We start from the raw sequence: 10,759 nt of genomic DNA on the forward strand, positions 1-10,759 counted from the left end.
ATCCGAGCCCCCAGCCAGCCGATCTGCGCGGCTCGAGAGCCGCCCGTCACTTCTGGTACACCGCTCGGCCCACCGGGGTTCCCACCCTGCGTGCTATCTCGGGGWCTCGGCGCGCGGAGCCGTGGCCGACCTCGCGATCTCCACCGCCCGCGCCTTCGAGGCGACGCCCTCCAGCCGCAGCGTGACGACACCGTCAGCGCCCGGGGAGGTCCACAGCAGGGTGGGCCCGGCCGTCCGCTCCTCACGCGTGTAGCGGTCACCGTCCGCCTCGACCAGCCAGAAGTTCAGCACATGCGGCCGCGGGAACCACAGGGCCCAGTCCGGCACATCGCCGTTCTCGGGCTCGCCCCGCAGCGCCACCCACGCCGGCTGCTCCCGCACACGCTTGACGAAGCCGGTGTCCAGGCGCGCCCGGTACTCGTCCAGCCGTATGGTGCGCCCCTGCTCACTCCAGCACAGGCTCACCAGGAACCGCCCATGCGGCTGACTGCTCACGGTCACCGCGTCCGGCGTCCCGAGACCCTCCGGCACCAGTGGCGCGAAACCTGCCCGCTGCTCGGCCTGCGCGAGGGAGACCGGCTGTCCGCAGCCGGGCACCTCGGCGCTGGGAGTGGGCACCGCCGACGGGTCGTACCTCACCTCGACCCCGCCGAAGTCGAACCAGTCGGCCACCGCGGCCCGCACGGGGGGCGTGAGCACGAGTACCGTCAGCAGCCCGCACAGCGCCGCGGTCAGCGACCGCCACCGCGCGTGCGCCCAGCGCCGGACCGACCGCAGCCGCTCCCGGACCCCGGGCGGCTCGGCCACCGGCACCGGTGCCTGCTCGGCCAGTATCTGCGCCAGCACCCGCTCCGCCATCGACTCCGGACCGGCGCCGCCCGGCGCGTCGAGCGACCTCCCCAGCGCCCGCAGCTCCTCCCGCAGCCGGGCGGCTTCCGCGCGTCGGCGCGGCGCGCTGTCGGCGTCGTAGCGCCCGGCGTCGCCGTCGTGCGCACCCTGTCCGTCACTCATGCTCCTCACCCCCCTCCCGAGGCTGGAAGTCCGGCAGCAACCTGGCGAGCTTGCGCAGGGCCCGGTTCAGGCGCGACTTCACCGTCCCGCGCGGCCAGCCAAGGGCCTGGGCCGTCTCCGGCTCGTCCATTTCCAGCAGGTACCGGTAGGTGACGACCAGTCGGTGCTCCTCGCTCAGTTTCTCCAGAGCGGCCAGTAACGCCGCGCGGCGCTCCGCCTCCAGTGTCGCCACGGCCGGATCCGCCGACTCCGGTATGAGCGGCTCGGCCTTCACCAGCGCCGCCTCCCGGTCGGCGAGCGTGCGCTGGCGCGCGGCCCTGCGCACTGTGTTCCTCGTCTCATTGGCCACGATCGCCAGCAGCCACGGCTTGAACGCCATGCCGTCCCGGAACCTGCCCAGGGCGCAGTACGCCTTGACGAAGGCCTGCTGCACCACGTCCTCGGCGTCCGCTCCCGCCCCGAGCGCGGTGGCCGCCCTGAGCGCGATTCCCGTATGCGTCCGCACCAGTACCGCGTACGCCTCCGGATCTCCGGCGCGTACGCGTGCGATCACCGCGGCCTCATCGGCGATGCGGCCCCCCTCCCGCGTCCTCACACTCTTGTTACACCGCCGAACAGCGATGGGTTCCCACCTGTTTCGGACCAGTTCCGGATCGCCCCGCGGGACCTGAGAGAATGGTGAGCATGGCCTCTGACCGACCTCGCGTGCTGTCCGGAATCCAGCCCACCGCCGGCTCGTTCCACCTCGGCAACTACCTCGGCGCCGTGCGCCAGTGGGTGGCCCTCCAGGAGACCCACGACGCGTTCTACATGGTCGTCGACCTGCACGCGATCACCATCCCGCAGGACCCGAAGGACCTGCGCGCCAACACCCGCCTGGCCGCCGCCCAGCTGCTGGCCGCGGGTCTGGACCCGGACCGCTGCACGCTCTTCGTCCAGAGCCACGTCCCCGAGCACGCGCAGCTCGCCTGGATCATGAACTGCCTCACCGGCTTCGGCGAGGCCGGCCGGATGACCCAGTTCAAGGACAAGGCCGCCAAGCAGGGCGCCGAGCGCGCCTCCGTCGGCCTGTTCACGTACCCGATCCTCCAGGTCGCGGACATCCTGCTCTACCAGGCGCACGAGGTCCCGGTCGGCGAGGACCAGCGCCAGCACGTCGAGCTCACCCGCGACCTCGCCGAGCGCTTCAACGGCCGCTTCGGCCAGACCTTCACCGTCCCGAAGCCGTACATCCTCAGGGAGACGGCGAAGATCTACGACCTCCAGGACCCGTCGATCAAGATGAGCAAGTCGGCGTCCACGCCGAAGGGCCTCATCAACCTCCTGGACGAGCCGAAGGCCACCGCGAAGAAGGTCAAGAGCGCCGTCACCGACACGGACACGGTGATCCGCCACGACGTCGAGAACAAGCCGGGCATCAGCAACCTCCTCACGATCTACTCGACCCTCACCGGCGAGACCATCGGCGAGCTGGAGGAGAAGTACGCGGGCAAGATGTACGGCGCGCTCAAGACGGACCTCGCCGAGGTCATGGTCGAGTTCGTCACGCCGTTCCGGGAGCGCACGCAGCAGTACCTGGACGACCCGGAGACGCTCGACTCGATCCTGGCCAAGGGCGCCGAGAAGGCCCGCGCCGTCGCCGCGGAGACCCTCGCGCAGGCGTACGACAAGGTCGGCTTCCTGCCCGCCAAGCACTGAACCCGCTCCCGCGCACGGCCGTACCACCGAACAGCGCTCTACATCACTTCGGTTGCGCCTGCCTGTAACCGGGTCGTGGCCGTACAGTCGATAACCGGGTGGTCGTATCAGCGGCCCACTGACTGAAATGACAGGAGACGACGTGGGGACCGTAACGATCGGTGTCTCGATCGCGGTCCCGGAGCCTCACGGCAGCCGGCTTCAGCAGCTGCGCGCGGGCTTCGGCGACGCCGCGGCTCACGGCATTCCCACGCACGTCACCCTGCTTCCGCCGACGGAGATCGACGAGTCCGCCCTGCCGGCCGTCGAGGAGCATCTCGCCGAGGTCGCCGCGAGCGGCCGGCCGTTCCCGATGCGGCTGTCCGGCACCGGCACGTTCCGGCCCCTGTCGCCGGTGGTGTTCGTCCGGGTCGTCGCCGGTGCGGAGGCCTGCACCCGGCTCCAGGAGCAGGTCCGCGACCCCGCCGGGCCGGTGGTACGCGAACTGCAGTTCCCGTACCACCCGCACGTCACGGTGGCGCACGGCATCGACGAGGCGGCGATGGACCGCGCCTTCGAGGAACTCGCCGACTACGAGGCCGAGTGGCCGTGCACCGGCTTCGCCCTCTACGAGCAGGGCGCCGACGGTGTCTGGCGCAAGCTGCGCGAGTTCCCCTTCGGCGGCTCGGTGGTCCCGCCCCAGGCCGGGCATGTGGAGCGCGGCTCCGTCCCCACCTGGTGATCCGCTCGTAGGTCAGATCGGCAGTCGCCGGAACATCCCGCGCGGCAGGTGCCGCAGCGCCGACATCACCACGCGCAGCGCGCCCGGCACCCACACCGTCTCCGAGCGGCGCCGCAGCCCCAGCTCGACGGCCGTCGCCACCGCCTCGGGCGTGGTCGCCAGGGGCGCCTCGGGCAGGCCGGCGGTCATCCGCGTGCGGACGAAGCCGGGGCGTACGACCATGACGTGCACGCCCGTGCCGTGCAGCGCGTCGCCCAGGCCCTGTGCGAAGGCGTCGAGGCCCGCCTTGCTGGAGCCGTAGATGAAGTTCGCGCGGCGGGCCCGCTCACCCGCGACGGAGGACATGACGACCAGCGAGCCGTGCCCCTGGGACTGGAGCGCGCGGGCGCACACCAGGCCCGCCGAGACCGCGCCGGTGTAGTTGGTCTGCGCGACCCGCACCGCCGCCTCCGGCTCCCGCTCGTCGTGGGCCTGGTCGCCGAGGAGGCCGAAGGCGAGCAGCACCATGTCGATGTCGCCCTCGGCGAAGACCTTGCCGAGCACGGCCTCGTGGCAGGTGGGGTCGAGCGCGTCGAAGGCGACGGTGTGGACATCGGCCCCGAGTCCGCGCAACTGCCCGGCGGCCTCCTCCAGGGCGGGCGACGGGCGGCCGGCCAGCCAGACCGTGCGGGTGCGGCGGGCGATCAGCCGGCGGGCGGTGGCCAGCCCGATCTCCGACGTCCCGCCGAGGACGAGCAGGGACTGGGGAAGACCGAAGGCGTCCTTCATGACAGCTCCTAGAGGTTGCCTGGTGTGCCTGTGCCTGTGCCTAGAGGCCGAGGCGGCGGGACAGATCGGACGTGAAGACCCTCTGCGGATCCAGTTCCGCCCGCAGGGCCCGGAATTCGTCCAGCCGCGGGTACATGGCCGCGAGCAGTTCCGGGCGCAGCCGGGCGTCCTTGGCGAGGTAGACGCGTCCGCCGGCCGTGGCGACCTCCTCGTCGAGCTCGTCGAGGAACGCGCCGAGGCCGGGCAGGCCCGCCGGGATGTCCAGCGCCAGCGTCCAGCCGGGCACCGGGAAGGACAGCCAGCCCGCGTCGGACTCCCCGAAGCGCTTGAGGACGGCCAGGAAGGACGGGCAGCGGCGCTCCGAGATACGGCGCACGATGCGGCGCAGGGCGTCCTCCTGGCCGTAGCCGACGACGAACTGGTACTGCACGAAGCCGCTCCGGCCGTAGACGCGGTTCCAGTGGGGAACGCCGTCCAGGGGGTGGAAGAAGGCGGAGATGCGCTGGAGTTGGCCGGACCGCGCGCGGGGGGCCTTGCGGTACCACAGCTCGTTGAAGAGGCCCACGGTCGTGCGGGTGAGCAGGCCCTCGGGGAGGACTGAGGGGGCGGACGGGAAGCGGGAGGTGCGGAAGGACAGCGGGTCCCGGCGCAGGCGGGCGGGCAGCGCGTCCAGGGGTGCGTGGTCGCCGCGGGTGAGGACCGCTCGGCCGGTGGCGGCGCCCCGGGCCAGCAGGTCGATCCAGGCGACCGAGTAGCGGTAGCGGTGGTCGGTGGCCGCCAGCCGGGCCATCAGGTCGTCGAGGTCCGTGGCGCGTTCGGTGTCGACCGACATCAGCGAGGTCTCGACCGGCTGGAGCCGGATCGTCGCGGTGAGGATCACACCGGTCAGTCCCATGCCGCCCGCTGTGGCGTCGAACAGGGGCGTGCCGGGGATCACCGTGCGGATCCCGCCGTCGGCGGTGAGCAGTTCGAAGGCCAGCACGTGGCGTGAGAAGGAGCCCGAGACATGGTGGTTCTTGCCGTGGATGTCTGCGCCGATCGCCCCGCCGACGGTGACGTAGCGGGTGCCGGGGGTGACCGGCACGAACCAGCCGAGCGGCAGCAGCACCTCCATCAGCCGGTGCAGGGAGACGCCCGCGTCGCACAGCACGGTGCCGCCGTCGGCGTCGATCGCGTGGACGCGGTCCAGGCCGGTCATGTCGAGCACGGACCCGCCCGCGTTCTGCGCCGCGTCCCCGTACGCCCGTCCCAGTCCCCGGGGGATCCCGCCGCGGGCCCCGCAGTCGCGGACGGCCGCCGCCGCCTCCTCGTAGGTCTGCGGGCGGATCAGCCGGGCGGCGGTGGGAGCGGTGCGGCCCCAACCGGTGACGGTGGTGTGGTCCAGGCCCATGACGTCCGGGACGGAATCGGTGTCGGCAGACATGTCTGCGACCGTATCGCCCCAATGTGAGCTATTAGTTAGAGAACATGGCATCCCTCCCCGAAACGGGTGATTAATGGGATGTCGCTCAATATTGCCGGAGTTCAGGCCAGGTGGGCGTGAACAGTGAGTCCACATGGACGACCTCGACGACCTGCACGACATGGATCACCGGATCGTTTCGGCGCTCAGGGCGTGCGGCACCGACCCGCGCGTGGCCGGCGCCGCGCGCGCCCTGTCCTGGGCGGGGGAACACGCGGCGCTGTGGCTGGCGGCGGGGCTCGCCGGAGCCGCCGTCGACGGCAGAAGACGCGGCGCCTGGCTGCGCGGCACGGCGCTCACCGCGGGGGCGCACCTCGTCAGCATGGGGGTGAAGCGGGTCGTGCGCCGCCCGCGCCCCGCGCACGTCGAGCCCCTGGTGCGCACCGCCGGCCGGCACTCCTTCCCCAGCTCGCACGCCACCTCCGCCGCTGCCGCCGCCGTCGCCTTCGGCGCCCTGGGAGCGCGCGCCGTCCCGCCCCTCGCCGCCGCCGTGTGCGTCTCCCGGCTGGTGGCCGGCGTCCACTACCCCTCGGACGTCGCGGCGGGCGCGGCCCTCGGCGCGCTSACGGCCCGGCTCGGCGCCCGCTGGATGAGGGGAGAGGCCCACCATGACTGAGACGGCCGTCCTGCGGCAGCGCACCCCCCAGGAGCCGTCCGCGCCACCCCGCAAGGGCAGTCTCCTGGCCGGTCTCCTGCGGACCGCGCGGCCCAAGCAGTGGGTGAAGAACGTCCTGGTGATCGCCGCCCCGGCGGCCGCCGGCGAGCTCTTCTCCCGGCACGCCCTGACCCAACTCGCCCTGGTCTTCATCCTCTTCACGGCCTGCGCCGCCGCCGTCTACCTCGTCAACGACGCCCGCGACGCCGAGGCCGACCGCGCCCACCCCACCAAGCGGCACCGCCCGGTCGCCGCCGGGCAGGTCCCCGTGCCCGTCGCCTACGCCGTCGGCGGCTGCCTCGGCCTGCTCGCGCCCGCCGCCGCGGCCTGGCTCTGCTCCCCGGCCGTCGCCGCCCTGCTGACCGCCTACCTCGGCATGCAACTGGCCTACTGCGTCAGCCTCAAGCACGTCCTCGTCGTCGACCTCGCCGTCGTCACGACCGGCTTCCTGATGCGGGCGATGATCGGCGGGCTCGCCCTCGGCATCCCGCTGTCGCGCTGGTTCCTGATCACGACCGGGTTCGGCGCGCTGTTCATGGTGTCGGCCAAGCGCTACTCCGAAGCCGTGCAGATGGCCGGAGAAGCGGGCGCCACGCGCGCGTTGCTCACCGAGTACACCACCGGCTACCTCCGCTTCGTCTGGCAGCTCGCGGCCGGTGTCGCCGTCCTCGGCTACTGCCTGTGGGCCATGGAGGAGGGCGGCGTCCCGCACACCAGCGTGCTGCCCTGGCGGCAACTGTCCATGGTCGCCTTCGTCCTGGCGATCCTGCGGTACGCCGTCTTCGCCGACCGCGGCACGGCCGGCGAACCCGAGGAGGTCGTCCTGCGCGACCGGGCGCTCGCCCTCATCGGCCTGGTGTGGGTGGCGATGTACGGCCTGGCGGTGGCCAATTGGTGACCACGCGCGCGTGGTCGGGCCCCACGGCCCCCGGCCGCCGGGAGCTCCTGGGATTCGCCACCGTCGGTCTCCTCGCCTACGCCGTCGACCTCGCCCTCTTCACGTACCTGCGCGGCCCCGCCGGACTCGGCCCGCTCACCGCCAAGGCCCTGTCCTTCGTGGCCGCCTGCTCGGTCGCCTACGCGGGCAACGCCCTCGGCACCTACCGGACCACGCGAGTCCGCGGCCTGCGCCCGTTCGCCGCCTTCTTCGCGGTGAACCTCGCCGGCGCCGCCGTCCAACTGCTCTGCCTCGCCGTCAGCCACTACGGCCTCGGGCTCACCTCGCAGCGCGCGGACACCGTCTCCGGCGCGGTCATCGGCATGGCACTGGCAACGATTCTGCGGTTCTGGGGTACCCGTACATGGGTCTTCCGGGCGGAGGGCAGAGTCGGATCATGGACTGGCTGAAAAAGCTCCCGGTCATCGGGCCGTTGGCGACACGGCTGATGATCACCCACGCGTGGCGGTCGTACGAGCGGCTGGACCGCGTGAAGTGGACGCGGCTGGCCGCCGCGATGACCTTCACGAGCTTCGTCGCGCTGTTCCCGCTGCTGACGGTGTCCGCCACGATCACCGCCGCCACGCTCAGCATGGAGCAGCAGGACAAGCTCCAGGACAAGATCGCCGAGCAGGTGCCCGGCATATCCGACCAGCTGGACATCGCCGGCCTGGTGGACAACGCCGGCACGATCGGCCTCATCGCGGGCGCCCTGCTGCTGTTCACCGGCATCACCTGGGCCGGTTCCATGCGCGAGTGCCTGCGGGCGGTGTGGGAGCTGGACGACGAGGAGGAGAACCCGGTCCTGCGCTACGCCAAGGACGCGGGCGTCCTGATCGGCCTCGGCGGCGCGATCCTGATCACCATCGCCGCCTCCACCGTCGCCTCCGCGATGATCGGCTGGATCACCCGGCACCTCGGCATCGACGAGGGCGGCTGGAGCGGTGTTCTGCTGCACATCGCCGCGTTCCTGATCGCCGTCCTCGCCGACTTCCTGCTCCTGCTCTACGTCCTGACGCTGCTGCCCGGCGTCGAGCCCACGCGCCACCGCCTGTTCGTGGCGGCGCTGACCGGCGCGGTCGGCTTCGAACTGCTCAAGCTGCTGCTCAGCGGCTACTTGCAGGGCGTGGCGGCGAAGAGCATGTACGGCGCGTTCGGCGTGCCCGTCGCGCTGCTGCTGTGGATCAACTTCACCTCGAAGCTGGTGCTGTTCTGCGCCTCCTGGACGGCGACGCGGAGCAAGGAGGACGAACTGCCGGACGTCACGGGCGAGTCCGGCGGCGCACCAGATCCGGCAGCGGCCAGCGGCGGTTGACCAGGAAGGCGCCGCCCGCGAGCAGCACCAGCACACCGCCGGTGATGCCGAGCGCGGTCCCGATGCCGCTGGAGCCGTTCGCGGCCGGGGCGCTGGCCACCGGCTTCGCACCCGTCCCGGCCGTGCCGCCCGCGCCGTTCCCGGAGCCACCGGCCTCACCGGAGGGGTTGGCACCGGGCTGGGCACCGGCCTGCGCGGCGCTCCTCGGGGGCACCAGTTCGCCCACGGGCTGCACCTTCCCGGCCGCCTTGAAGCCCCAGTCGAACAGCCGGGCGGTCTCCTTGTAGACCGCGTTGTGCTCGTCCTTCTCCGGGTTCATCACCGTGACCAGCAGCACCTTGCCGTTCCGCTCGGCTACGCCCGTGAAGGTGGCGCCCGCGTTGGTGGTGTTGCCGTTCTTGACGCCGGCGATGCCCTGGTAGACGGGCACGTCCGAGTCGCCGGACAGCAGCCGGTTGGTGTTCCGGATCTCGAAGGCCTTGCGGACCGGCTTCCCCTTCTTGCCCTTCTTCGTCTCGCCGGGGAACTTCGCGGTGACCGTCGAGGCGTACTCGCGGAAGTCCTTCTTCTGGAGCCCCGATCGGGCGATCAGCGTCAGGTCGTACGCGGAGGAGACCTGCCCCTCGGCGTCGTAGCCGTCCGGGCTGACGACGTGCGTGTCGAGGGCCTGGAGCTCCTCGGCGTGCTCGTTCATCTCCTTGACGGTGTTTTCCACGCCCTTGTTCATCGCGGACAGCACGCGCACGGCGTCGTTGCCGGACTGCAGGAAGACTCCGAGCCACAGGTCGCGGACGGTGTACGTCTCGTCCTCCTTTATCCCGACCATGCTGGAGCCCGGGCCGATGCCCGCCAGGTCGGAGGGGACGACCTTGTGCTCGGCCGTCCCCGGGAACTTCGGCAGCAGCGTGTCCGCGAACAGCATCTTCAGCGTGCTCGCCGGGGCCAGCCGCCAGTGCGCGTTGTGCGCGGCCAGCACGTCACCGGACTCGGCGTCGGCGACGATCCAGGAGCGGGCGCTCACGTCCTTCGGCAGCACCGGCACGCCGCTCGCCAGGTTCACCTGCGTCCCTGGCTGCCCGAGCCGGGCGCCGCCCACGGTCGACATCGACGCCGGGGGAGTGGCCGACGGGCTCGCCGACGGACTGCCCGAGGGGCTCGGGGCCGCGACGGCCGCGGGTGCGGCCAGGGCGAGGGAGGACAGGAGGGCGGAGGTGACCAGCAGGGATCGCCTGGCGGTCTTCTTCGGAGCGGGCACGATCGGAAACGTACATGCCGTACGGGGGGAAGTCCCGCCCCCGGCCCCACCCCGGGAACGGAACCGGACAGGCTCTGGCGATACTGGACTCATGAAGCTCAGCCGCCCCGTGTCCTGGTTCCTGCTCGCCTTCGGGGTGTGGAGCTGGGTCATCTGGATCACTTTCGTCAAGAACCTTGTCAAGGACAGCAGCGGGCTCGCCTTCGACGACGGTCATCCCACGGCGTACTTCTGGGTGCACCTGCTGCTCGCAGTCGTTTCCTTCGTATTGGGGACGGTCATCGGGGCCATCGGGTTGCGTGGTCTGCGCGCACTGCGCCGGACGTCATAACGGCAATCGGGAGACACGACACCGTGGCCATCGTCTTCGTACTCGTCGCACTGCTGGTCCTGGCCGTCATCGTGACGGCCAACTGGTACGTGTGGCGCCGCCTGTTCCGCGACACGACCCGCGGCCCGGGCCTGACCCGCCGCGCGGGTGCGGTCCTGATCGCCGGCGGCTGGGTCCTCGCGATCACGGCCCTGGTCGCCGAGCGCTCGGGCGCCCCCTTCTGGCTCCAGCAGGTCCTCGCCTGGCCGGGCTTCCTGTGGCTGGCCCTGTCGATATACCTGCTGCTGGCGGTGGTGGCGGGGGAGGTCGTACGACCTCTGCTGAGATGGTTCCTGGAACGGCGGGCGAGAGCGGCGGAACCCGGCCCGCCGACCGGAACGGACTCGGAGACGACGCCCGGCACCCCGGCGAAAACCGACCCGCCCTCCGACGCGGAACACGTCCCCGGCACGCCTGCCGTGCCCGGCGGAGCATCCGCTGCCGCGGTGGCCGGGCCGCAGGCGGACGGTGCCGGTGTCCCCGGCGGGGCGACGGCTTCGGCGACGGCGGCGGACGCGCCGCAGGCGGATCGTGCCGATGTGTCCGGCGGAGCATCCGCTTCCGCCA

Annotated in this window: 12 protein-coding genes and 1 pseudogene; 8 read left to right on the forward strand and 5 right to left on the reverse strand. The window is 71.9% G+C overall.

Translation table 11 applies throughout. The features are described from left to right. Positions 1–93 precede the first annotated feature (93 nt). Together CA983_RS33050 and CA983_RS33055 are read right to left on the reverse strand one after the other, a co-directional pair. The gene (locus tag CA983_RS33050; RefSeq protein ID WP_244207196.1) at positions 94–1,011 is read right to left on the reverse strand and encodes a hypothetical protein; all 918 of its coding nucleotides are present in this window, start codon (positions 1,009–1,011) and stop codon (positions 94–96) included. Next, entirely contained in the window at positions 1,004–1,606 is a 603-nt protein-coding gene (locus CA983_RS33055) for an RNA polymerase sigma factor (protein WP_208637094.1), read from the reverse strand. The genes CA983_RS33050 and CA983_RS33055 overlap by 8 nt, the downstream gene beginning before the upstream one ends. Positions 1,607–1,695: 89 nt before the next feature. On the opposite strand from CA983_RS33055, the gene trpS reads away from it, so the two are divergent. Both trpS and CA983_RS33065 read left to right on the forward strand, forming a co-directional pair. Continuing rightward, positions 1,696–2,709 (forward strand): tryptophan--tRNA ligase, encoded by a 1,014-nt coding sequence (gene trpS / locus CA983_RS33060; RefSeq protein ID WP_086604479.1) that lies wholly within the window; start codon positions 1,696–1,698, stop codon positions 2,707–2,709. Between the two features lie 142 nt (positions 2,710–2,851). Beyond that, positions 2,852–3,430, forward strand: a complete 579-nt coding sequence (locus CA983_RS33065; RefSeq protein WP_086604470.1) for a 2'-5' RNA ligase family protein — start codon at positions 2,852–2,854, stop codon at positions 3,428–3,430. Positions 3,431–3,442: 12 nt separating this feature from the next. Here the strand turns inward: CA983_RS33065 and dprE2 are convergent, their stop codons facing one another. Beyond that, entirely contained in the window at positions 3,443–4,198 is a 756-nt protein-coding gene (gene dprE2, locus CA983_RS33070) for a decaprenylphospho-beta-D-erythro-pentofuranosid-2-ulose 2-reductase (protein WP_086604471.1), read from the reverse strand. A 40-nt stretch (positions 4,199–4,238) separates the two neighbouring features. After that, positions 4,239–5,621, reverse strand: a complete 1,383-nt coding sequence (gene dprE1, locus CA983_RS33075) for a decaprenylphosphoryl-beta-D-ribose oxidase (RefSeq protein ID WP_086604472.1) — start codon at positions 5,619–5,621, stop codon at positions 4,239–4,241. 133 nt (positions 5,622–5,754) lie between these two features. On the opposite strand from dprE1, the gene CA983_RS33080 reads away from it, so the two are divergent. From CA983_RS33080 to CA983_RS33095, 4 genes are read left to right on the forward strand one after another with little or no spacing between them, the layout of a single operon-like run. Further along, positions 5,755–6,276: a phosphatase PAP2 family protein gene (locus CA983_RS33080; protein ID WP_086604473.1), complete on the forward strand. Its 522-nt coding sequence runs from the start codon at positions 5,755–5,757 to the stop codon at positions 6,274–6,276. Further along, complete coding sequence (locus tag CA983_RS33085) at positions 6,269–7,213, forward strand: decaprenyl-phosphate phosphoribosyltransferase (RefSeq protein WP_086604474.1); 945 nt, start codon at positions 6,269–6,271, stop codon at positions 7,211–7,213. Before CA983_RS33080 ends, CA983_RS33085 begins: the two co-directional genes overlap by 8 nt. Then, positions 7,210–7,662 (forward strand): GtrA family protein, encoded by a 453-nt coding sequence (locus CA983_RS33090; protein WP_086604475.1) that lies wholly within the window; start codon positions 7,210–7,212, stop codon positions 7,660–7,662. The genes CA983_RS33085 and CA983_RS33090 overlap by 4 nt, the downstream gene beginning before the upstream one ends. Beyond that, a complete protein-coding gene (locus tag CA983_RS33095) occupies positions 7,650–8,567 on the forward strand; it encodes a YihY/virulence factor BrkB family protein (RefSeq protein ID WP_208637095.1) in 918 nt (305 codons plus the stop codon). The genes CA983_RS33090 and CA983_RS33095 overlap by 13 nt, the downstream gene beginning before the upstream one ends. Here CA983_RS33095 and CA983_RS33100 read toward each other — a convergent pair. Beyond that, on the reverse strand, positions 8,515–9,822 hold the full coding sequence (locus tag CA983_RS33100) for a D-alanyl-D-alanine carboxypeptidase family protein (RefSeq protein WP_341866710.1): 1,308 nt from the start codon (positions 9,820–9,822) through the stop codon (positions 8,515–8,517). The two genes, CA983_RS33095 and CA983_RS33100, sit on opposite strands and share 53 nt — an antisense overlap. A 91-nt stretch (positions 9,823–9,913) precedes the next feature. Between CA983_RS33100 and CA983_RS33105 the strand changes: the two genes are divergently transcribed. Together CA983_RS33105 and CA983_RS48375 are read left to right on the forward strand one after the other, a co-directional pair. Continuing rightward, positions 9,914–10,153, forward strand: a complete 240-nt coding sequence (locus CA983_RS33105) for an SCO4848 family membrane protein (protein ID WP_086604478.1) — start codon at positions 9,914–9,916, stop codon at positions 10,151–10,153. A gap of 23 nt (positions 10,154–10,176) precedes the next feature. Further along, a pseudogene (locus tag CA983_RS48375) lies at positions 10,177–10,759 on the forward strand (metallophosphoesterase); the annotation flags it as partial.

Origin of the sequence: Streptomyces swartbergensis, assembly GCF_002148965.1 — a bacterium.
Classification (GTDB): Bacteria; Actinomycetota; Actinomycetes; order Streptomycetales; family Streptomycetaceae; genus Streptomyces; species Streptomyces swartbergensis.

Bases quoted from the DNA above. Each gene is read 5' to 3' on its own strand.
- CA983_RS33095 (WP_208637095.1), top strand. From the start codon at position 7,650: ATGGACTGGCTGAAAAAGCTCCCGGTCATCGGGCCGTTGGCGACACGG.
- dprE1 (WP_086604472.1), bottom strand. From the start codon at position 5,621: ATGTCTGCCGACACCGATTCCGTCCCGGACGTCATGGGCCTGGACCAC.
- CA983_RS33085 (WP_086604474.1), top strand. From the start codon at position 6,269: ATGACTGAGACGGCCGTCCTGCGGCAGCGCACCCCCCAGGAGCCGTCC.
- CA983_RS33105 (WP_086604478.1), top strand. From the start codon at position 9,914: ATGAAGCTCAGCCGCCCCGTGTCCTGGTTCCTGCTCGCCTTCGGGGTG.
- trpS (WP_086604479.1), top strand. From the start codon at position 1,696: ATGGCCTCTGACCGACCTCGCGTGCTGTCCGGAATCCAGCCCACCGCC.
- dprE2 (WP_086604471.1), bottom strand. From the start codon at position 4,198: ATGAAGGACGCCTTCGGTCTTCCCCAGTCCCTGCTCGTCCTCGGCGGG.